Below are 21,708 nucleotides of genomic sequence, written 5' to 3'. Positions count from 1 at the left end.
CCGCTGGAGGAACCCGATGTCCGACGTCAGGCTGATGCAGATCGCGATCGCGGTGGCCGGCATCATCCTCCTCGCCGCCATCTGGTATTTCGGCACCCGCCCGCAGCGCAATGCGCAGGGCCGCCGGATCACCCCCGAGCCGCGCAGCGACGAGCGCGTCGAACCGACCCTGGGCGCGCAGATCGAACAGGATCTGGCCGAAGCGGTGGACGATGAACCGGTGGAAGAACAGGCCGAGATGGATCTGTTCGACAGCGCCGTCGGTGACCCCGCCACCCCCAACGCCGAACTCGGACGCCGGGTCAGCAGCGAATTCGACAAGATCGTCACCCTCTACATCGCCGCCCGCGCCGGCCAGGTGCTGCGCGGCCCCGACATCCTCGTCGCCGCGGAAAAGGCCGGCCTCACCTACGGCCACATGAACGTCTTCCACCGCCTGGTGGAAGGGCGCCCCGAGCAGGGCCCGATCTTCAGCGTGGCCAACATCAAGAAGCCGGGCAGCTTCGAACTGGGCGAGATCCAGGAACTGGAAACCCCGGCCATCGCCTTCTTCCTGACCCTGCCCGCACCGGTGCCGGCCCTGGACGCCTGGGAGGCCATGCACCCCACCGCCCAGCGCATGACCGAACTGCTCGACGGCGTCCTGCTCGACGAACAGCGCAACGCCCTGGGCCGCCAGCGCGTCGCCCACCTGCGCGACGAACTGCGCGCCTACGACCGCGAACAGGAATCCCCTCCCATCACCCGCAGCCCGCGCTGGTAGCTGCATCGCCGGGTTGCCTGGTGACCTGACGGGCCCCGCCGCGGGCGGGGTTGGATAGAATCATCCGATGCCCGCCACGCCCGCTGACCGCATCGCCGAACTGCGTCGCCTGATCGACGACGCCAACCACGCCTACCACGTCCTCGACGCGCCCCGCATCCCCGATGCGGAGTACGACGCGCTCATGCGCGAGCTGGAAGGACTTGAAGCCGAACACCCCGGGCTGGCGAGCGACGACTCCCCGACCCGCCGGGTCGGCGCGGCGCCCTCGGCGAAGTTCGCCCAGGTCCGCCACGCCATGCCGATGCTCTCGCTCGGCAACGCCTTTGAAGAGGACGAAGTGCGCGACTTCGTCCGCCGCATTACCCAGAAGCTCGACCGCGACAACCCCGTCTTCTCCGCCGAACCCAAGCTCGACGGCCTCGCCGTCAGCCTGCGTTACGAGGATGGGGCCTTCGTCCAGGGCGCCACCCGCGGCGATGGAGCCACCGGGGAGGACGTCACCGTGAACCTGCGCACCGTGCGCGCCATCCCGCTGCGCCTGCGCGGCAAGGGCTGGCCGAAAGTGCTGGAAGTGCGTGGCGAGGTCTACATGCCGATCGTCGACTTCGACGCCTACAACCAGCGTGCCCGCGAGCAGGGCGGCAAGGTGCTGGCCAATCCGCGCAACGGCGCGGCAGGTTCGCTGCGCCAGCTGGATCCAGGCATCACCGCGCAGCGGCCGCTGTCGTTCTACGCCTACGGCACCGGGCTCGTCGAAGGCGGTGAATTGCCGGACACCCATTCCGGATCGATGGATATCCTGCGCGAGTGGGGCTTCCCGGTCAGCACGCTGGGCGAGGTGGTGGAAGGCTTCGACGGCCTGCTGGACTACTACCGCCGCATCGGCGAACGCCGTGCGCAGCTGCCGTTCGAGATCGACGGCGTCGTCTACAAGCTCGATGACGCCGAAGGCCGCGAAGCGATGGGCTTCGTCTCGCGCGCGCCGCGGTGGGCGCTGGCGCACAAATATCCGGCGCAGGAGCAGGCCACCGTGGTGGAGTCGATCGAGGTCAACGTCGGCCGCACCGGTGCTGTGACGCCGTGGGTGCTGATGCAGCCGGTGCACGTGGGCGGCGTCACCGTCACCCGCGCCACCCTGCACAACGCCGACCAGGTGGCGCGCCTGGACGTGCGCGTGGGCGACGCGGTGATCGTGCGCCGCGCCGGCGATGTGATCCCGGAGGTGGTGCGGGTGATTGCCGAGCGCCGGCCGGACGGCACGGAGCCCTGGCGCATGCCCGAGCGCTGCCCGGTCTGCGATTCGGAGATCGTGCGCGAGGAGGGCGAGGTGGTGGCCCGCTGCAGCGGCGAGCTGGTGTGCCCGGCGCAGCGGGTGCAGGCGCTGTTCCACTTCGCCTCGCGCCGGGCGATGGACATCGAAGGCCTGGGCGAGCGGCTGATCCAGGCGCTGGTGGACTTCGGTTTCGCCACCAGCGTGGCCGACCTGTACCGGCTGGGCGTGGACGATTTCGTGGAGATGAAGCGCCGAGCCGACGAGCGCGACGGCACGACCCCGGAGACGGTCAAGGCCGGCAAGGTGGCGACCAAGTGGGCCGAAAACCTGGTCGAGGCAATCGAGCGCAGCCGCGACTCGAGCCTGGCGCGGTTCCTGTTCGCGCTGGGCATCCAGCACGTGGGCGAGAGCACGGCCAAGGCGCTGGCGGCGTGGTTCGGTGAACTGGAGCTGGTGCGGCGCACGCCGTGGCCGCTGTTCAAGCGCGTGCCCGACATCGGCGGCGAGGTGGCGCGTTCGCTCGGCCACTTCCTCGACCAGCCGGGCAACCAGCAGGTGATCGACGCGCTGCTCGAACGCGGCGTGCGCATCAGCGATCAACATCCACCGTCGCCGAAGCTTGCCGAGGGCCTGAACCCGGCGACGCTGCTGGTCGACCTGGAAATCCGCGGCATCACCCCGGCGCGCGCGGAGCGGCTGGTGGGCGCGTTCTCCACGGCGGAGGCGCTGGCGACGGCCAGGGCGCACCAGCTGGTTGCCGCCGGCCTGCCGGCCGACGCCGCCCAATCGCTTGAAGCATGGATGGCGGATGAAACCAACCGGGCGCTGTACCTGCGCTCGCTCGCGGCCCAGCGCGACCTGCTGGCCCGGCTGCCGAAGGCGGAGGAGGTCGAGGTCGGGCCGCTGGACGGGAAGACCGTGGTGCTCACCGGCACGCTGGAGGCGATGACCCGCGACGAGGCCAGGCAGCGGCTGGAAGCGCTGGGCGCCAAGGCGGCCGGAAGCGTGTCGAAGAAGACCTCGTTCCTGGTCGCTGGCGAGGCCGCCGGCTCCAAGCTCGCCAGGGCGGAGGAGCTGGGCATTGAGGTCTGGGACGAGGCCGCGCTGCTGAAGTTTCTCCAGGCCCATGAGTGAGGCCTGGAGGCCGTCGGCCGGGCCGGAGGCGCTGCGCCTGCGCGCCCGGCTCAACGCGGAGATCCGCGAGCTCTTCCGCGAACGCGGGGTGCTTGAGGTCGAGACGCCGATCCTCTCGCACGCCGGCAACACCGAGCCCAACATCGCCTCGTTCCACGTTGAGTTCACCGGCCACGTCGACGCCGGCCCGCGCCGTCGCTGGCTGCGCACCTCGCCCGAATATCCGCTCAAGCGCCTGCTCGCCGCCGGGCTCGGCGACTGCTATGAGCTGGGGCGCGTGTTCCGCGACGGCGAGGCGGGCGGGCGCCACAACCCCGAGTTCACGATGCTGGAGTGGTACCGGGTGGGCTGGGATCACCTGCGGCTGGCGGAAGAGGTGATCGAAGTGGTGCAGCTGGCGCTGGCCCTGGTGGGCCGCACGGCGACGCCGGTGCGCAGCAGCTATCGCGACCTGTTCCGCCAGCACCTCGACCTGGATCCGATGCGGGCGCCGGAGGACGAACTGCGCGCGGCGCTGGCGATCGACATCGATCCGCAGGGGCTGGGCCGCGACGACTGGCTCGACCTGCTGATGACCCACCGCATCCAGCCCCGGTTGGCGCAGGATTCGATCCTGGTGCTGCACGGCTACCCGGCCTCGCAGGCGATGCTGGCGCGGGTCGGCGAAGACGACGGCGAGCCCGATCCGGCACCCGTTGCCGAGCGCTTCGAGCTGTTCCTCGGCCCGCTGGAGCTGGCCAACGGCTACCACGAGCTGCGCGACGCGAACGAGCAGGCCGCGCGCTTCGAGCGCGACCGGGCGCGGCGCAGCGGGCGCGGGGACGTGGATCCCGGGGTCGACGGCAACCTGCTGGCAGCGCTGGAGCACGGGCTTCCAGGCTGCGCCGGAGTTGCCCTGGGCGTGGATCGCCTGCTGATGGCCATGCTCGGCACCGACCGCATCGCCGACGTACTGGCCTTCGACTTTGCCCGTGCCTGAATGGCGCAGCGGCGCCGGTCAACCCGTCGTCCGGCCCCCGCGTTGACGGTCATGAAGGTTCGCTAGGGTCGAGCCGGGAATCGCGGAGGCGGATGATGAACTGGATGCTGCGAATCGGTGTTGCCGCGCTGGCGCTGGCCGGCGCGGGCTGCGTCAGCTACGGCGCGATGCCTGGTGGCGGATACGGCCCGTCATCGGGTGTCTACGGCCCGCCGCGTGGAAATCAGCCCGCCCGCGGCGGCCCCGGTTACGGCGAACGCAACCTCGTGCGCTGCGAGTCGCGCGACAACCGCCGCCACTACTGCGCGGCCGATACCAGCAGGGGCATGCAGCTGGTACGTCAGCTGTCCTCGGCGCGCTGCGTCCAGGGCAGCACCTGGGGCTATGACGGGCGCGGCGTCTGGGTGGTGTCCGGCTGTCGCGGCGAGTTCGCACCGGCAACCGGCCGACGCCAGGCCGGCCCCGGCGGGCCGTGGCAGGGGCAGGGCCAGCGGCCCGGACAGCGCCGCGGGCAGGGGCGCGATGCCGGCCACATCGTGCGCTGTGAATCACAGGACAACCGCCAGCGTCGCTGCAACGCCCGGGTCGAGCGCGACGTGCAGCTGGTGCGCCAGCTCTCGCGCACGCGCTGCGTGCAGCGGCAGAACTGGGGCTGGGATCGCAACGGCGTCTGGGTCAGGGGCGGCTGCGCGGCCGAATTCCGGGTGCGCTGAGCGGGACGGGGCAGCCGTTAGAATCGGCGCATGACCGAGCCCGCCATCGACTACGCCCGCTACGACCGCATCCGCCCGATCCGCTGGGCCGGAGAGGCGCTGGAGCTGCTGGATCAGCGCCGGCTGCCGTTCGAAACCGTTTACACCACCTGCCGCGGCAGCGACGAAGTCGCCGACGCGATCCGCGACCTCGTGGTGCGCGGCGCCCCGGCGATCGGCATCGCCGCGGCCTGGGGCGTGGTGCTGGCAGCGCGCGATGTCGAAGCGGCCGACGGGGCGGAAGCCGCGCGCGCGCTGCAGCCGGCGATGGACAGGCTCAACGCCGCGCGCCCGACCGCGGTCAACCTGGCCTGGTCGCTGGCGCGCATGCGCAGGGTGCTGGCCAGTGCGGGCGACGACTGGCGTGGAGTGCTGGAGGCCGAAGCGCACGCGATCGAAGCCGAAGACCTGGCCGCCAACCGCCGCATGGGCGAGTTGGGCGCGGCGCTGATCGCCCCCGGCTCGGGGGTGCTGACCCACTGCAACACCGGCTCGCTGGCCACCGCCGGCTTCGGCACCGCGCTGGGGGTCATCCGCGCGGGCGTTGCCCAGCAGCGGATCGGCCGGGTGTTCGCCGGCGAGACCCGGCCCTGGAACCAGGGCGCCCGGCTCACGGTGTGGGAGCTGCAGCAGGACGGCATCGACGCCACCCTGATCGCCGACGCTGCCGCCTCGCACCTGCTCAACGAGGGCGGGGTGGAATGGGTGGTGGTCGGCGCCGACCGCATCTGCGCCAACGGCGACGTCGCCAACAAGATCGGCACCTACCAGCTGGCGATCTCGGCCCGCTTCCACGGCCGGAAGTTCATGGTGGTGGCGCCGTCGTCCACCGTGGACATGGACACCGCTTCGGGCGATCTGATCGAAATCGAGGAGCGCGATCCCGGCGAGTTGCTGGGCGCCGGCGGTGCGCGCACCGTGGCGGACGGCGTGCAGGCCTGGAACCCGGTATTCGACGTCACCCCGGCCAGCCTGATCGACGCCATCGTGACGGAAAAGGGCATTGTCGAGCGGCCTGACGAGGCCTCGATGCGGGCGCTGTTCGCGGCCCCTGCGCCCGACCGCCAGGAGCGCCACGCGCACCGGCGCCGGAAAACCGGGTAAATCGGCGCGCAAGTTATTGATTTAATGCTGGAAAGACCCGCCTCGAAGGCCCCCGGCGTGGTATACTTCGATGTCTTTTTCAACGCGCTTTCCCGCAGCAACGTGAATGCGCCCCGGCGATGCCGGGGGCGTGCAGCGCTGCCGGCAGCCGCCAGGATGCGAACAGCCTAGATGGTCGATTCCACGCAAGAAATCATCCCCGTCAACCTCGAAGACGAAATGCGCCGCAGCTACCTCGATTACGCCATGAGCGTGATCGTGGGACGCGCGCTGCCGGACGTGCGCGACGGCCTCAAGCCGGTGCACCGGCGCGTGCTGTACGCCATGAACGAGCTGGGCGCGCACAGCAACAAGCCGTACTACAAGTCGGCCCGCATTGTCGGTGACGTGATCGGCAAGTTCCACCCGCACGGCGATTCGGCGGTCTACGACACGATGGTGCGCATGGCCCAGCCGTTCTCGCTGCGCTACATGCAGATCGACGGCCAGGGCAACTTCGGCTCCATCGACGGCGACTCCGCCGCGGCCATGCGCTACACCGAGGCGCGCATGTCGCGCCTGTCGCACGAGCTGCTGGCCGATATCGACAAGGAAACCGTCGACTTCCAGCTCAACTACGACGAGAAGGAACTTGAGCCGACGGTGCTGCCGGCGCGGGTGCCCAACCTGCTGATCAACGGGTCGGCCGGCATCGCGGTGGGCATGGCCACCAACATCCCGCCGCACAACCTGTGCGAGGTGGTCGACGCCACCATCGCCCTCATCGATGACCCGGACCTGGACATCGACGGCCTGATGGAGCACATCCCCGGCCCGGACTTCCCCACCGCCGGCATCATCAACGGCGTCAGCGGCATCCAGCTGGCCTACCGCACCGGCCGCGGCCGCGTGCGCATCCGCGCCAAGGCGGATATCGAGGTGGCCGACAACGGCCGCGAGTCGATCATCGTCACCGAGATTCCCTACCAGGTGAACAAGGCGCGGCTGATCGAGAAGATCGCCGAGCTGGTGAAGGAAAAGAAGCTCGAGGGCATCAGCGAGCTGCGCGACGAGTCCGATAAGGACGGCATGCGCATCTACATCGAGGTCAAGCGCGGGGATTCGGCCGAGGTCGTGCTGAACAACCTGTACCAGCAGACCCAGTTGGAGTCGTTCTTCGGCATCAACATGGTGGCCCTGGTGGACGGCCGCCCGCAGCTGCTGAACCTCAAGCAGATCCTGGAGGCGTTCATCCGCCACCGGCGCGAGGTGGTCACCCGCCGCACGATCTTCGAACTGCGCAAGGCGCGCGCGCGTGCCCACGTGCTGGAAGGCCTGACCGTCGCGCTGGCCAACATCGACGAGATGATCGAGCTGATCAAGACGTCGGCCAACCCCAACGAGGCGCGCGAGCGCATGCTGTCCCGCACCTGGGAGCCGGGCCTGGTGGCCACGCTGCTGGAGGCCGCGGGCGCCGAGGCCTCGCGGCCGGAAGACCTGCCCAAGGGCGTCGGCCTGGTGGACGGTGCCTACCAGCTCACCGAAACCCAGGCCCAGCAGATCCTGGAGATGCGCCTGCACCGCCTGACCGGGCTGGAGCAGGACAAGCTCACCGACGAATACCGCCAGCTGCTGGAGACCATCCGCGGCCTGATCGAGATCCTGGAGGATCCGGACGTGCTGCTGGAGGTGATCCGCACCGAGCTGCGCGCGGTGAAGGAAGAGTTCGGCGACGAGCGCCGCAGCGAGATCCGCCAGAGCGAGGAAGACCTGGACATCCTCGACCTGATCGCGCCCGAGGACGTGGTGGTCACGCTGTCGCACTCCGGCTACGCCAAGCGCCAGCCGGTCAGCTCCTACCGCGCCCAGCGGCGCGGCGGCCGCGGCCGCAACGCCGCCACGACCAAGGACGAGGATTTCATCGACCAGCTGTGGCTGGTCAATACCCACGACACCCTGCTGACCTTCACCAGCGCCGGGCGCGTGTTCTGGCTGCCGGTGTACCAGCTGCCCGACGCCGGGCCGAACGCGCGCGGGCGGCCGATCGTCAACTGGCTCGCGCTGGAGGAGGACGAGAAGGTGCAAGCGGTGGTGCCGGTGCGCGAGTACACCGATGACCAGTACGTGTTCTTCGCCACCCGCAACGGGACGGTCAAGAAGACCCCGCTCAAGGAGTTCGAATACCGCCTGGCCCGCGGCAAGATCGCGATCAACCTCGACGAGGGCGATGCGCTGGTCAACGCCGACCTCACCGATGGAAGCAGCGACGTGATGCTGTTCGCCTCCAACGGCAAGGCGGTGCGCTTCGACGAGAACGAAGTGCGCGCGATGGGCCGCACCGCCACCGGCGTGCGCGGCATCCGCCTGGCCGATGGCGAGCAGGTGTGCAGCATGATCGTGGTGGTGGCCGACGGCGACGGCGACATCCTCACCGCCACCGAGCACGGCTACGGCAAGCGCACCCCGGTGTCCGACTACCCGCGCAAGGGCCGCGGCATCCAGGGCGTGATCGCGATCCAGACCAGCGAGCGCAACGGCAACCTGGTGGGCGCGGTGCAGATCGCCGACGAGCACGAGGTGCTGCTGATCTCCGATGGCGGCACCCTGGTGCGCACCCGCGCCTCGGAGATCGCCCAGGTCGGCCGCAACACCCAGGGCGTGACCCTGATGCGGCTGGGCGAGGGCGAGACCCTGCAGGCGATCGAGCGCATCGACATCTCGATCGAGGAGAACGGCAACGGCGACGATGCCGGCGAAGACGGGGACGACGACATGCCGGCGGCCCGCGCGGATGCGCCGGCTCCGGGCGACCAGCCGGTGCCGTAACCGGCACGGCGGTGCGGCCGGATCCTGCCGCACCGCCATGTGTTCCATGCCGCTGTCTATACTGCCCGGGAACCGAATGAGGGCAGGCCATGCGCGAGCGGATGCGATCCAGGGAACAGGTCTCGGCGCGGCTGTGCCGGCCGCGATGGCTGGCGCTGCTGGCGAGCGCGATGCTGCTGGCGGCCTGCGGTGGCGACCCCTCCGGGCAGCGTCCTGCGCCCAGCGGCGAGGCGATCCAGAGCGAGCGGGTTGAAATCGAAGGCTTCGGCCTGGCCCGGGCCTGGGCCGACGAGCGCGGCGACGGGCTGGCGCTGGTGCTGGAGTTCTCGCAGCCGCTGGTGGCCACCCAGGACTTCGACCGGCTCGTCACCCTGGACGGGCCCGCGGCGCAGGAGGGTGGCTGGTCGCTGGACGAGGACAACAGCACCCTGCGCTTCCCCAACGCCGAGGCCAACCGCCAGTACGCGGTCACCATTGCCGCCGGGCTGACCGCGGCCGACGGCAGCGAGCTGGGCGAGCAGATCCAGCGCACTATCCATACCGGCGACCTGGAGCCGCTGGCAGGCTTCGCCTCCCAGGGCAGCGTGCTGCCGGCGCGCGGCAGCCGCGGCCTGCCGGTGGTGTCGCTGAACGTGGCCGAGGTGGACGTCGAATTCCTCAGGGTGCGCGAGAACGACGTGCCGCGCTTCCTCAACCAGTACCAGCGCGGCGGCCGCCGCGGCAGCTGGGATCTGGAGGCGAGTTACGGCGGGCGCACGCCGCTCTCGCGCATGGCCGAGCCGGTGTACGTGAACCGCTTCGTGCTGGGCGGCGAGCGCAACGAGCGGCTGCTGACCTACCTGCCGGTGCAGGACATACCCGAGCTGCAGGAACCGGGCCTGTACTTCGCGGTGATGAAACGGGCCGGCGCGTTCGAAAGCGAGTTCGAGACCGCGTTCTTCACCGTCAGCGATATCGGGCTGCATGCCCGGGCCTACGGGGAGCGGCTGTTCGTGCACACCGCCTCGCTGGAAACCGGGGCGGCCAACGGCGGCGTCGCGCTGCGGGTGCTGGATGGCAAGGGCGAGACGGTGTACCGCGGCGAGACCGACGGCAACGGCAACGCGGTGTTCGACTACACCCTGGATGCCGCCCACGTGCTGGTGGCCAGCCGCGGCCGCGACGTGTCGCTGCTGCCGTTCAACCAGCCGGCGCTGGACCTGTCGGAGTTCGCGGTGGCCGGGCGGGGGCAGGCCGGGTTCGACGTGTTCGCCTGGTCGGGGCGCGATCTGTACCGGCCCGGCGAGACCGTGCGCGTGTCGGCGCTGCTGCGCGACCATGACGGCCGCCCGGTGACGGCGGGCGAGGGCGGCGGACAGCCCCTGTTCGCGCGGCTCAAGCAGCCGGACGGGCGCACCTTCTTCGAGACCCGGCTGGAGCCGGGGCCGCAGGGTTATTACCGGATGGAGCGGGAAGTTCCCGTCGATGCGCCGACCGGGCGCTGGCAGGTGGAGTTCCGCACCGACCCGGGCAGCCGCGAGGCGGTGCAGGGGATGACGCTGCGGATCGAGGAGTTCCTGCCCGAGCGGATGAAGCTGGAGCTGGACAGCGCGGCGCCGCGGCTGGCGCCGGGTGAACCGCTGCGGCTGCAGGTTGCCGGCGCGTACCTGTACGGCGCCCCGGCGGCGGGCAACCGCTTCAGCGCGACGATGGCCCTGTCCGTGGAGCAGCATCCGGTGGACAGCCTGCCGGATCACTTCTTCGGCGATCCGACGGTGGAGCTGCCGCGCGAGGCGCGCGACGTGGTCGAGGCCGAGCTGGACGACGAGGGCCGCCTGCAGCAGGACATCGCGCTGCCCGAGGAGGCGCGCCCGGTGACGCCGATTGCCGCGCTGGTGACCGGCAGCCTGTACGAAAGCGGCGGGCGCAGCGTCAACCGCAGCCTGGAGCGGGTGCTGTGGCCGGCCGATGCGCTGGTCGGGCTGCGGCCGCTGTTCGACGACGCCGAGGGGGCGGCCGCCAACGCCAGCGCCGGCTTCGAGCTGGTGCGCGTGGACGCGCAGGGCACGCCGCGGCCTGCCGACGGATTGAAGGTCACCCTGGTGCGCGAGCACCGCGACTACCACTGGCGGCACGACGACGAGGGCGGCTGGAACTACGACTTCACCCGTCGCTTCGAGAACGTCGAGACCCGCATGCTGGACGCGGGTGAAACCGCGGTGCGCTTCGACTTCCCCGTGGAGTGGGGCGAGTACCGGGTCGACGTGGAGGATCCGCAGACCGGGCTGGTGATGCGCTATCCGTTCCGCGCCGGCTGGAGCTGGAACGACCAGAACCGCGGCCTGGACGCGCGCCCGGACAAGGTCAAGCTGGCCCTGGACAAGACCGCCTATCGCGCGGGCGACACCCTGGAGGTGACGGTGACGCCGCCGCATCCGGGCAGGGGCCTGCTGCTGGTGGAGAGCGACGAGCTGCTGTACGTGCAGGCGATCGAGGCCGAGCCGGGCAGCACTTTCCGCATCCCGGTCACCGAAGACTGGGAGCGGCACGACGTGTATGTGACCGCGCTGGTGTTTCGCGGCGGCCGCGCCGTCGACGTGACCACGCCGGCACGGGCGGTGGGCGTGGCCCACGTGCCGATGGATCGAAGCGACCGCCGGGTTGCGGTGGGCCTGAGGGTGGCCGATCTGGTGCGGCCTGAGCAGCCGCTGCGGGTGACCCTGAGCGCGCCCCAGCTTGCGGGGAAGCAGGCGCACGCCACCGTGTCTGCGGTGGACGTGGGCATCCTCAACATCACCCGCTTCCCGGTGCCGGATGCGGTGGCGCACTTCTTCGGCCAGCGGCGCCTGGGCATCGACGCCTACGATGTCTACGGCCGGGTGATCGAAAGCCACGAGGGCGGCACCGCGCGCATCCGCTTCGGCGGCGACATGGCGCTGGACGCCCTGCCGCAGGCGCGGCGGCCGACGGCGCGGGTGCAGACAGTGGATCTGTTCTCCGGCCCGGTGCGGCTGGATGCGGACGGCAACGCCACCGTTGAGCTGCCGGTGCCGGACTTCAACGGCACCCTGCGGGTTTCCGCGCTGGTGTGGTCGGATGATGCCTACGGCAACCGCGATGCGGAAACCGTGGTGCGCGCGCCGATCGTGGCCGAGGCCAGCATGCCGCGGGTGCTTGCGCCGGGCGACCGCAGCACGCTGACCCTGGATCTGACCAACTTCACCGGCCGCGAGGGCGAGTTCCGCGTCCGCGTCGAGGGCGAGGGGCCGCTGGCGGTGGGCGAGGGCACGCGTACGGTCGGGATCGGCGTGGAAGACAGCGTCACCCTCAACTTCCCGCTGACCGCGGCCAACGACTACGCCACCGCCAGCGTGCGGGTGCGGGTGGAGGGCAACGGCGAGGACGTGGATCGCAGCTACGACCTGCCGGTACGCGCGGCGTGGCCGTCGGTGCTGCGGGCCGAAACGCGGGCGCTGGACACGCTGGCGCCGATCAGCCTGGGCGCGTCGTTCGCCGACGGACTGATGCCAGGCTCGGTGCAGGCGCAGATGAGCGTCAGCGCGTTTCCGCCGGTGCCGTTCGCGGCTGCGTTGAAGGGCGCGCTGGACTATCCCTACTGGTGCACGGAGCAGACCACCAGCCGCGGCTATGCGGCGCTGATGCTGGACGAGGCGACGGTGTCCATGCTCGGCCTGGAGGACGTGGACGCCGCGCGCCGCCAGCGCACGGTCGAGGCCGCGTTCGGGCGGCTGGCGTCGATGCAGGCGGCCAACGGCCACTTCTCGATGTGGGGCAGCAGCGGCCCGACCGACCCGATGCTCACGCCGTACGTGGCCGAGTTCCTGCTCGACGCCCGCGAGGCCGGCTTCGCGGTGCCCGAGGCGGTGCTGCAGAACGCGCTGGAGCGGCTGAACGAGGATCTGCTGGCCGGCGGCCAGGAGTTCTACGGACGCGACCACCGCCAGTACCTCAAGCTGACCTATCAGGCCCATGCCGGCTTCGTGCTGGCGCGGGTGAACCGTGCCCCGCTGGGCACGCTGCGGGCGCTGTTCGACAACCATGCCGAGGCCGCGCTGAGCGGCCTGCCGCTGGTGCGCCTGGGCCTGGCGCTGCGGCTGCAGGGCGATACGGCCCGCGGCGACAAGGCCATCGCCCAGGGCTTCTCGCTGCGGCGCGAGCGCCCGCGCTGGCTGGGTGACTGGTCGACCCCGCTGCGCGACGCGGCGCTGTCGATCGCGCTGGTGCACGAGCAGGACGCCGCCAAGCCCGAATACACCGCGCGCGCGATCGACGTCGGCCGCGAGCTGGACGCGCGGCGCAAGCAGCGCTGGATGTACCTGAGCACCCAGGAGCAGATCGCGGTGGCGCGGCTGGGCAAGGCGCTGGCGGCGGATGGATCGCGGCGCGTGTCCGGCGCGCTGCGCACGGGCGGCAGCGAGGAGGCGGTGACGGACGTGCGCGTGTTCGGTCGCCGGTTCGACCACGCCGAACTGGTGGCCGGGGTGCGCTTCGAGCCCGCGGGCGAGCCGCCGCTGTACGCCAGCCTGGAAGTGGCCGGCGTGCCGCGCAGCGCGCCGGAGGCGGACTTCACCCATCTCAAGGTCGAGCGCAGGCTGTACCGCATGGACGGCACGCCGTGGGAGCCGGGGCCGCTGGCCGAGGGCGAGGCGCTGATCGTGGCGGTGTCGATCACCGCCGACCAGGCCATGCCGGACGCGCTGCTGACCGACCTGCTGCCGGCCGGCCTGGAGATCGAGAACTTCAACCTGGCCGACAGCGAGCAGTGGGGCGAGGTGACGGTGCAGGGGGTGAACCTGGCCGAGCGCGGCGGCGCCGCCGACCTGCGCCACGAGGAGTTCCGCGACGACCGCTACGTGGCCGCGGTCAACCTGTCCCGCGGCGGCACCGCGCGCCTGTTCTACATGGTGCGTGCGGTCACCCCCGGCACCTACACCGTGCCGCCGCCGATGGTGGAGGACATGTACCGGCCGGAGCTGCGCGGGGTGGGGCGGGCCACGCCGGAAACCATCACGGTGGTGCAGCCGTGACCCGCCGCACCGGCTGAGGTGGGCGCGCAACGGCCGGCACGCCGGCGCCGCGCCCTTGCGTGGCTGCGCTGGGGCACGGTGGCGGCGCTGGTCTCGCTGCTGGCGCTGGATCTGCTGTTCCCGCCGCCGCTGCCGGCCGCGCGCGACACCAGCAGCGTGGTGGTGGCGCACGACGGCACGCCGCTGCGCGCGTTCGCCGATGCCGAAGGGGTGTGGCGGCATCCGGCGGACCTGGACGCGGTGTCGCCGCTGTACCTGGAGGCGCTGCTGACCTACGAGGACCGGTGGTTCCACCGGCACCCGGGAATCAACCCGATGGCGCTGGCGCGGGCGGGCTGGCAGTGGCTGCGGGCGGGCCGGATCGTGTCCGGCGGATCGACCTTGACCATGCAGGTGGCGCGGATCCTGGAGCCGCACTCGCGCACGCCCTGGGGCAAGGCGCGGCAGATGCTGCGCGCGCTGCAGCTCGAGGCGCACCTGTCCAAGCGCGCGATCCTCACCCTGTACCTGGAGCGGGCGCCGTTCGGCGGCACCATCGAAGGGGTCGAGGCGGCGAGCTGGGCTTACCTGGGAAAGCCGGCTTCGCGCCTGTCGCGGGCCGAGGCGGCGCTGCTGGCGGTGCTGCCGCAGGCACCGAGCCGGCTGCGGCCCGACCGGCATCCGCAGCGCGCCCGCGCCGCGCGCGACAAGCTGCTGGAGCGGATGGTGGCGCAGGGCGCATGGAGCCGCGCCGAGGTCGAGGACGCCCGCATCGAGCCGGTGGTCTCGCGTGCGCTGCGCCAGCCCATGCACGCGGCGCTGCTGGCGCAGCGGCTGCGCAGCGCGGATCCGGCCGCCGAGCGGATCGAGTCAACCATCGACGCCGGCCTGCAGCGGATGCTGGAGGCGCGGGTGGCCGGATACTTCGCCGGCCTGCCCGAGCGCACCTCGGCGGCGCTGCTGGTCATCGACAACGCGACCCTGCAGGCGCGCGCCTACATCGGCGCCGCCGAGTTCGGCGACCGCGCGCGGCTGGGGCACGTGGACATGGTGCAGGCGGTGCGCTCACCGGGCTCCACGCTCAAGCCGTTCCTGTACGGCATGGCGCTGGATGACGGCCTGATCCATTCGGCCAGCCTGATGGTGGATGCGCCGCAGTCGTTCCACGGCTACCGTCCGGGCAATTTCGGCATGGCGTACAGTGGGCCGGTGTCGGCGGCCGAGGCGCTGCGGCGTTCGCTCAACGTGCCGGCGGTGGACCTGCTGGACCGGGTCGGGCCGGGGCGCTTTGCGGCGCGCCTGGATCACGCCGGGATCCGCCTGCGTTTTCCGCGCGGCGCCGCGCCGGGCCTGCCGCTGATCCTGGGCGGCACCGGCGCGACCCTGGAAGACCTGGTGGGCGCGCATGCGGCGCTGGCGCGCGGGGGCCGCGCCGGGCGGGTGCGCCTGACCGCCGATGCGCCGCTGCTGGAGCGTCGCCTGATGTCGCCGGGCGCGGCCTGGATCGTGTCCGAAGCCCTGGCCTCCAACCCGCGGCCGGGCGAGCGCGCCGACACCTTCGACCAGCGCGACCGCCCGCGCGTGGCCTGGAAGACCGGCACCAGCTACGGCTTCCGCGACGCCTGGGCGCTGGGCGCGACCCGGCGCCATACCGTTGGGGTCTGGGTGGGCCGCCCGGACGGCACGCCGCTGCCCGGCCAGTACGGTGCCATCACCGCGCTGCCGCTTCTGTTCGAGGTCATCGACAGCCTGCCCCGGGCGCGGGCGGACGCGATCCGGATACCGCCGCCGGACGGCGTGGAGGAACGGGAAATCTGCTGGCCGCTGGGTCTGGCGGCCGCAGACCAGCCGGCATCGCTGTGCCGGCGCCGGCTGGACGCGTGGGTGCTGGACGGCGCGATCCCGCCGACCTTCGCCGAGCGCGATGCGCGGCTGTGGAGTGCGGGCCGGGTGCGCTACCGGGTGGATGCCGGTACGGGCAGGCGGCTGTCGTCCCAGTGCGCCCGGTCGCACGAGTCGCGCGAGGCGGAAATTGCGCGCTGGCCGGCGCTGCTGTCGCCGTGGCTGCCGGCCGCCGACCGCGCCGCGGCGCGGCTGCCGCTACTGGCCGAGGACTGCGCCGACGACGGCCGCGCGGCGCTGGGCGAGCTGCGGATCGAGGGCGTGCAGGACGGCGCGCGCCTGGCGCGGCCGCCGGGCAGCCCGCGCGGGGTGCGGCTTTCATTGCGCGCGCTGGGCGCGCAGGGCGGGGTGCAGTGGCTGCTGGACGGCCGCTGGCTGGCCGAGACCACGGGTGCGCGCCCCTTCATCCACCAGTTCGACCAGCCGGGCGCCTACACCCTGACCGCGCTGGCCGACAGCGGCGCCTGGGCGCGGGTGGAGTTCAGGGTGTTGCGCTAGGACTCCAGATCGGCGAGCACGTGCTCGGCGCTGGAGACCTTGAACTCGCCGGGCGCCTCCACGAACAGCTTCCTGACCACGCCGTCCTCGGCATACAGGGCGAAGCGCTTCGCGCGCAGGCCCATGCCGTAGGCGCTGCCGTCCATCTCCATGCCCAGCGCCCTGGTGAGGTCGCCGTTGCCGTCGGCGAGCATGCGCAGGCCCTGCGGCACGTCCTGGCTTTCGCCCCAGGCCTTCATCACGAACGGGTCGTTGACCGACATGCAGGCCACCTCGACGCCGCGCGCGCGGAACTTCTCGAAGTGCTCGACGAAGCCGGGCAGGTGGCGTTCGGAACAGGTGGGCGTGAACGCGCCGGGAACCGCGAACAGCACCACGTTGCGGCCTTCGAACAGGGTCGGGGTGTCAATGGCCTGGATGCCGTCGTCGATATGCTTGAGGACGACTTCGGGAATGGGATCGCCGATCTGGATGGGCATGGCTGGCTCCGGGAGGGGGCGGGTTGGCGGAGTCTATCCGGTTCGGCGCGGGTGCTGCGTGCAGGGTTTGAAATCCCCGCGCGGAGCCGCCAGATAGCGGGCATCGGAGCCGGGGCGGGGAGCCGCGCCCGGGAGGCTTCGGCGCTGGGGTCTAGACTACGTCCGGAAGGCCCGCTCGCAGACTATTCCAGTTGCCGCCGCCGCTGCAACATCGCGCATATATCCAATCAGGTGAACGATGCAGTTCAAGGACTACTACGACACGCTCGGGGTCGACCCGGGCGCCGGTGAAACCGAGATCAAGGCCGCCTACCGCCGGCTGGCGCGCAAGTACCACCCGGACGTGAGCAAGGAGGCGGGCGCCGAGGACAAGTTCAAGGCCGTCAACGAGGCCTACGAGGCGCTGCGCGACCCGGCCAAGCGCAAGGCCTACGACCAGCTGCGCGCCGGCGGCTACCGGCCCGGTGACGAGGTGCGGCCGCCGCACGGCGGGTTCCGGCACGGCGGGGCGGACGGGTTCGATTTCGAGGAGGTATTTGCTGGCGGCGGTGCCGGCGGGGGGTTCAGCGACTTCTTCGAGGAGCTGTTCGGTCGCCGCCGCGGCGGGCCGGGGCCGCAGGCGGGCCCCGGGCCTCATCCGCGTGGCGACACCCGGGCCAAGGTGGCGGTGCCGCTGGAGGCGGTGCACGCAGGCGATTCAGTCCGCATCGGCCTCAACGGCCGCACCCTGGAGGTGAAGGTGCCCCGGGGTGTGCGGCCGGGCCAGGTGATCCGGCTGAAGGGGCAGGGCGGCGGGCCGGCGGGGATGCCGGGCGACCTGCTGCTGGAGGTCGAGTACGCGGCCCATCCGCGGTTCGAGGTGGACGGCGACAACATCATCTACGTGCTGCCGGTGGCGCCGTGGGAAGCGGCGCTGGGGGCGACGGTGGAGGTGCCCACCCTGGGCGGCGCGGTCGGGCTGAAGGTGCCTGCGGATTCAGACTCCGGGCGCAAGCTGCGCCTGCGCGGACGCGGCCTGCCGGGCGTGCGCGGCGGCCGCGACGGCGACCAGATCGTGATCCTGGAGGTGATGGCCCCGCGCGCGGGGGATGAAGCGCAGCGGCAGGCCTACCGCGACCTGCAGCAGGCGTTCGGGGAAGGCTGGCGCCGGGTCTGAAGCCCCGGCGCCTCAGCCGGCCGCGGGCGCGGCCGGGTCGCCGCTGGCCGAAGGCCCCAGCAGGCCGGCGATGACCTCCGACAGCTCCTTCTCGCTGAAGGGCTTGGTGAGGTAGCCGCGTGCGCCTTGGCGCATGCCCCAGACGCGGTCGGTTTCCTGATCCTTGGTGGTCACCAGGATCACCGGGATGTGGCTGGTGGATGCGTTGCGGGAGATCGAACGGGTGGCCTGGAAACCGTTGAGGTTGGGCATCACCACGTCCATCAGGATCAGGTCGGGCAGTTCGCGCGCGGCCGTGTCCACCCCGGCCTGGCCGTCTTCGGCGGTGAGCGTTTCGTGGCCGAGCTTTTCGACGATGCGGCGGATCCCGGCGAGCTGGGAGGGCGAGTCGTCGACGATCAGGATGCGGGCCATGGAATTCCCCAAAAGTGAACGGCGATTGTATCGGCGGCAGGCGTCGCCGCAAGCCGCGCCGGAGGTCGGCGCGGTGGGGCTGATCAGGAAAGTGTGACCACCGTCCGGCCGAGTGAGCCGCCCGCGAGCATGCTGTCGAAGACGTCCGGGAGCTGTTCCAGCGTCGCCTCGCGGGTGCAGATGCGGTCGAGGTGGCGCGGCCTCCAGTCGCCCGACAGGCGCTGCCAGACCTCATCGCGCAGCTCGGCTGGCGGCTCGGTGGAGGCCACGCCCAGCAGCGACACGCCGCGCAGGATCAGCGGCATCACCGTGGCGTCCAGGCGGTGGTCGGCGGCCAGGCCGGCGCTGCCGACGTTGCCGTAGGGGCAGGTCTGCGCCAGCAGGCTGGCGAGCATGGGCCCGCCCACGTTGTCGATGCCGCCGCCGAAGCGCGCTGTTTCCAGCGGACGGCTGGTCTGGAGCGCGTCGCGGCCGAGCACCTGGCTTGCGCCCAGTTCCTTCAGGTAGCCGGCCCGGTCGGCCTTGCCGCTGACGGCGTGCACCTCGAAGCCGGCGGCGGTGTAGATGTCCACGGCCAGCGAGCCGACCCCGCCGGTGGCGCCGGTGACCGCCAGCGGGCCCATTTCCGGCACCTGCCCGTTGCGGGTCATGCGCACCAGCGCCAGCGCGGCGGTGAAGCCGGCGGTGCCCAGGATCATGCCCTCGCGCAGATCCAGGCCCGACGGCAGCGGAACCGCCATGTCGGCGTCCACGCGCACGTACTGCGCGTAGCCGCCGTCGCGGGTTTCGCCCAGTCCGCGGCCGGTGACCAGCACGGCGTCTCCCTCGCGAAAGCGCGGGTCGGTGGAAGCCGCTACGTGCCCGGCCACGTCGATGCCGCCCACGAGCGGGAAGCTGCGCAGGATCTTTCCCTTGCCGGTGCCCGCAAGGGCGTCCTTGTAGTTGACCGAGGAGTGGGTGGCGCGGATGACCACTTCGCCCGGCGAAAGCTGGTCGAGTGAAACCGGCTCGATGCCGGCGCGGTAGCCGGCGTCATCGCTGTGGATGCGGAAGGCGGGAAACGTAGCGGGAATGGCAGTCATGGCAGCATCCTATCGCAGGGCATTGTTGCGGGCTTCGTGGGGACGCCGCGCCCTGCCGGTGGGGGTGTCGCTTTCCGCGCGGCGGGACATCCTGTCCCGACGCGCGCGCAATACATCCATGTATTGCTTGGCGCGACACCCCCACCGGCAGGGCGCGACTCACCGGCGCGTCATTGGCGGCTCTTCGACAGCTCGGGGTTACGCTTCCGAAGCTCTGCTATCGCAGGGCATTTCGGTGCTTCTCGTCCAGCCACTTCGACGCCTGGACGGGCTCGTACGCGTTCATCCAGCCCAGCATGGTGTCGATGTCGTCGCCGATCCACAGATCCCGGCGCTGATCCGGGTGGAGGAAGCGGTCGGCGACCATCCGATCCATCATCGCCGCCACGGCAGACCAGTAGCCGGCCACGTCCAGGAACGCGCAGGGCTTGTTGCCGATGCCCAGCTGGCGCCAGGTGAGCATCTCGATGATTTCCTCCAGGGTGCCGAAGCCGCCGGGCAGGGCGACGAAGCCGTCGGCCAGTTCGAACATGCGCGACTTGCGCTCGTGCATCGAGCCCACGACCTCCAGCCTGGTCAGCCCGCGGTGGCCGACTTCCCATTCCATGAGCTGCTCGGGGATGACCCCGGTGACCTCGCCGCCGGCCTGCATCACCGCGTCGGCCACGGCGCCCATCAGGCCGATGTTGCCGCCGCCGTAGACCAGGCCGATGCCGTCCTTTGCCAGCCGGGTGCCCAGCGCGATCGCCTGTTCCAGGTAGATCGGCTGGCTGCCGGTGTTGGAGCCGCAGTAGACGCAGAGGTTCTTCATCGATCGTCCTTCGAAGGCCCGGATTCCCGGGCTGGAAACGGCGACGCCGGGCGCTGGGGCCCGGCGTCGCAACGGCTGCCCGGCAGGAGCCGGGCGGCAGGCCTCAGTTGGCCTTGTGGATGGCGCGCTTGTGCACCGCCATGGCGGCGTCGTGGACGGCCTCCGACAGGCTCGGATGGGCGTGGCAGATCCGTGCCAGGTCGTCGGCCGAGCCGCTGAACTCCATGGTCAGCACGCCCTCGTGCACCAGCTCGGAGACGTTGGCACCGACCAGGTGCATGCCCAGCACGCGGTCGGTTTCCGCGTGCGCCAGCACCTTCACGAAGCCCGCCGGCTCGACCATCGCCACCGCGCGGCCGTTGGCGGCGAACGGGAAGCTGCCGGCCTTGTACGGGATGCCTTCTTCCTTCAGCTGCTGCTCGGTCTTGCCGACCCAGGCCAGCTCCGGCTCGGTGTAGATCACCCAGGGGATGGTGTCCATGTTGACGTGGCCGGGCAGGCCGGCGATCAGCTCGGCCACGGCCAGGCCTTCCTCGAAGCCCTTGTGCGCCAGCATCGGCCCGCGCACGCAGTCGCCCACGGCCCACACGCCGTCCACGCCGGTGTGGCAGTGCTCGTCGACCTCGATCTGGCCGCGCTCGTTGAGCTTCACGCCGCTGTCGTCGGCCAGCAGGCCCTTGGACGCGGCCTTGCGGCCCACGGCGACCAGCAGCTTGTCGACGGTGATGGTCTCCTCGCCCTTCTTGTCCTCGAAGGTGACCTTCACTTCCTTCTTCTTGCCGCGGCCGGTGACTTCGGCCTTGGAGACCTTGGCGCCCAGGCGGATGTCCAGGCCCTGCTTCTTGAACTCGCGCGCGGCGACCTTGGACACCTCGGCGTCGGCCGCGGCCAGAAAGTCCGGCATGGCCTCCAGGATGGTGACCTCGGCGCCCAGGCGCTTCCACACGCTGCCCAGCTCCAGGCCGATCACGCCGGCGCCGATCACGGCCAGGCGCTTGGGAACCTCGGCGAAGTCCAGCGCGCCGACGTTGTCGACGATGTTCTCGCCGTCGAACTTGGCGAACGGCAGCTCGATCGAATCCGAGCCGGCGGCGATGATCACGTTGGTGCCGGACAGCTCGACCTCGGTGTCGTCATGCTGCTTGACCTTGACCACGCGGTTGGCGTGCAGGGTGGCGAAGCCGTAGTACGGCTTGACCTTGTTGGCCTTGAACAGCTGCGCGATGCCGCCGGTGAACTGCTGCACGATCTTGTCCTTGCGGCCGACCATCGTGCCGACGTCGATCTTGGGATCCTTCGCCGAGATGCCGTGCTGCTCGAACACGTGCTGCAGGTTGTGGAACTGGCGCGAGGAGTCCAGCAGCGCCTTGGACGGGATGCAGCCCACGCGCAGGCAGGTGCCGCCCAGGGCGGGCTTGCCGTCCTTGCCCAGGCCGGCGTCGATGCAGGCCACGCTCATGCCCAGCTGGGCGGCGCGGATGGCGGCGTGATAGCCGGCGGGGCCGGCACCGATGACGACGACGTCGAATTGTTCAGCCATGTCGGTT

14 protein-coding genes are annotated in these 21,708 nt (G+C 71.2%); 9 read left to right on the top strand and 5 right to left on the bottom strand.

The annotated features are described in order from the left end of the window. Positions 1-16 precede the first annotated feature (16 nt). The 8 genes from zipA to pbpC all read left to right on the top strand — a co-directional run bounded on the left by zipA (position 17) and on the right by pbpC (position 16,219). The gene (zipA, locus tag ACOZ90_RS01780; protein WP_422891902.1) at positions 17-763 is read left to right on the top strand and encodes a cell division protein ZipA; all 747 of its coding nucleotides are present in this window, start codon (positions 17-19) and stop codon (positions 761-763) included. 67 nt (positions 764-830) lie between these two features. Beyond that, on the top strand, positions 831-3,173 hold the full coding sequence (gene ligA / locus ACOZ90_RS01775) for an NAD-dependent DNA ligase LigA (RefSeq protein WP_422891901.1): 2,343 nt from the start codon (positions 831-833) through the stop codon (positions 3,171-3,173). Beyond that, positions 3,166-4,152 carry an EF-P lysine aminoacylase EpmA gene (gene epmA, locus ACOZ90_RS01770; RefSeq protein ID WP_422891900.1) on the top strand — a complete coding sequence of 329 codons (987 nt, stop codon included), beginning with the start codon at positions 3,166-3,168 and terminating at the stop codon, positions 4,150-4,152. Before ligA ends, epmA begins: the two co-directional genes overlap by 8 nt. A 95-nt stretch (positions 4,153-4,247) precedes the next feature. Further along, complete coding sequence (locus ACOZ90_RS01765; RefSeq protein WP_422891899.1) at positions 4,248-4,865, top strand: DUF3011 domain-containing protein; 618 nt, start codon at positions 4,248-4,250, stop codon at positions 4,863-4,865. Between the two features lie 30 nt (positions 4,866-4,895). Beyond that, on the top strand, positions 4,896-6,008 hold the full coding sequence (gene mtnA, locus ACOZ90_RS01760; protein ID WP_422891898.1) for an S-methyl-5-thioribose-1-phosphate isomerase: 1,113 nt from the start codon (positions 4,896-4,898) through the stop codon (positions 6,006-6,008). 171 nt (positions 6,009-6,179) lie between these two features. Next, positions 6,180-8,813 (top strand): DNA gyrase subunit A, encoded by a 2,634-nt coding sequence (gene gyrA / locus ACOZ90_RS01755; protein WP_422891897.1) that lies wholly within the window; start codon positions 6,180-6,182, stop codon positions 8,811-8,813. Between the two features lie 101 nt (positions 8,814-8,914). Continuing rightward, the gene (locus tag ACOZ90_RS01750) at positions 8,915-13,840 is read left to right on the top strand and encodes an alpha-2-macroglobulin family protein (RefSeq protein WP_422892000.1); all 4,926 of its coding nucleotides are present in this window, start codon (positions 8,915-8,917) and stop codon (positions 13,838-13,840) included. 18 nt (positions 13,841-13,858) lie between these two features. Beyond that, positions 13,859-16,219, top strand: coding sequence for a penicillin-binding protein 1C (pbpC, locus tag ACOZ90_RS01745; protein ID WP_422891896.1), 2,361 nt, complete (start codon positions 13,859-13,861; stop codon positions 16,217-16,219). Here pbpC and ACOZ90_RS01740 read toward each other — a convergent pair. Next, positions 16,216-16,698, bottom strand: a complete 483-nt coding sequence (locus ACOZ90_RS01740; protein ID WP_422891895.1) for a peroxiredoxin — start codon at positions 16,696-16,698, stop codon at positions 16,216-16,218. The genes pbpC and ACOZ90_RS01740 overlap by 4 nt on opposite strands. Before the next feature lie 238 nt (positions 16,699-16,936). On the opposite strand from ACOZ90_RS01740, the gene ACOZ90_RS01735 reads away from it, so the two are divergent. Further along, a complete protein-coding gene (locus tag ACOZ90_RS01735) occupies positions 16,937-17,854 on the top strand; it encodes a DnaJ C-terminal domain-containing protein (protein ID WP_422891894.1) in 918 nt (305 codons plus the stop codon). 12 nt (positions 17,855-17,866) lie between these two features. Here the strand turns inward: ACOZ90_RS01735 and ACOZ90_RS01730 are convergent, their stop codons facing one another. From ACOZ90_RS01730 to lpdA, 4 genes are all read right to left on the bottom strand, one after another. After that, on the bottom strand, positions 17,867-18,268 hold the full coding sequence (locus tag ACOZ90_RS01730; RefSeq protein ID WP_422891893.1) for a response regulator: 402 nt from the start codon (positions 18,266-18,268) through the stop codon (positions 17,867-17,869). 83 nt (positions 18,269-18,351) lie between these two features. Continuing rightward, the gene (locus ACOZ90_RS01725) at positions 18,352-19,350 is read right to left on the bottom strand and encodes a YhdH/YhfP family quinone oxidoreductase (protein WP_422891892.1); all 999 of its coding nucleotides are present in this window, start codon (positions 19,348-19,350) and stop codon (positions 18,352-18,354) included. Positions 19,351-19,567: 217 nt separating this feature from the next. After that, a complete protein-coding gene (locus ACOZ90_RS01720) occupies positions 19,568-20,161 on the bottom strand; it encodes an LOG family protein (RefSeq protein WP_422891891.1) in 594 nt (197 codons plus the stop codon). 103 nt (positions 20,162-20,264) lie between these two features. Further along, positions 20,265-21,701, bottom strand: a complete 1,437-nt coding sequence (gene lpdA, locus ACOZ90_RS01715) for a dihydrolipoyl dehydrogenase (protein WP_422891890.1) — start codon at positions 21,699-21,701, stop codon at positions 20,265-20,267. Positions 21,702-21,708 lie beyond the last annotated feature (7 nt).

It is taken from the genome of Luteimonas dalianensis, from assembly GCF_049339425.1.
Lineage (GTDB): Bacteria > Pseudomonadota > Gammaproteobacteria > Xanthomonadales > Xanthomonadaceae > Luteimonas > Luteimonas dalianensis.
This window is presented reverse-complemented; position numbering and strand designations above follow the sequence as displayed.

Bases quoted from the DNA above. Each gene is read 5' to 3' on its own strand.
- ACOZ90_RS01750 (WP_422892000.1), top strand. From the start codon at position 8,915: ATGCGATCCAGGGAACAGGTCTCGGCGCGGCTGTGCCGGCCGCGATGG.
- gyrA (WP_422891897.1), top strand. From the start codon at position 6,180: ATGGTCGATTCCACGCAAGAAATCATCCCCGTCAACCTCGAAGACGAA.
- ACOZ90_RS01720 (WP_422891891.1), bottom strand. From the start codon at position 20,161: ATGAAGAACCTCTGCGTCTACTGCGGCTCCAACACCGGCAGCCAGCCG.
- ACOZ90_RS01730 (WP_422891893.1), bottom strand. From the start codon at position 18,268: ATGGCCCGCATCCTGATCGTCGACGACTCGCCCTCCCAGCTCGCCGGG.
- zipA (WP_422891902.1), top strand. From the start codon at position 17: ATGTCCGACGTCAGGCTGATGCAGATCGCGATCGCGGTGGCCGGCATC.
- ligA (WP_422891901.1), top strand. From the start codon at position 831: ATGCCCGCCACGCCCGCTGACCGCATCGCCGAACTGCGTCGCCTGATC.
- ACOZ90_RS01725 (WP_422891892.1), bottom strand. From the start codon at position 19,350: ATGACTGCCATTCCCGCTACGTTTCCCGCCTTCCGCATCCACAGCGAT.
- ACOZ90_RS01765 (WP_422891899.1), top strand. From the start codon at position 4,248: ATGAACTGGATGCTGCGAATCGGTGTTGCCGCGCTGGCGCTGGCCGGC.
- ACOZ90_RS01740 (WP_422891895.1), bottom strand. From the start codon at position 16,698: ATGCCCATCCAGATCGGCGATCCCATTCCCGAAGTCGTCCTCAAGCAT.
- lpdA (WP_422891890.1), bottom strand. From the start codon at position 21,701: ATGGCTGAACAATTCGACGTCGTCGTCATCGGTGCCGGCCCCGCCGGC.
- mtnA (WP_422891898.1), top strand. From the start codon at position 4,896: ATGACCGAGCCCGCCATCGACTACGCCCGCTACGACCGCATCCGCCCG.
- epmA (WP_422891900.1), top strand. From the start codon at position 3,166: ATGAGTGAGGCCTGGAGGCCGTCGGCCGGGCCGGAGGCGCTGCGCCTG.
- ACOZ90_RS01735 (WP_422891894.1), top strand. From the start codon at position 16,937: ATGCAGTTCAAGGACTACTACGACACGCTCGGGGTCGACCCGGGCGCC.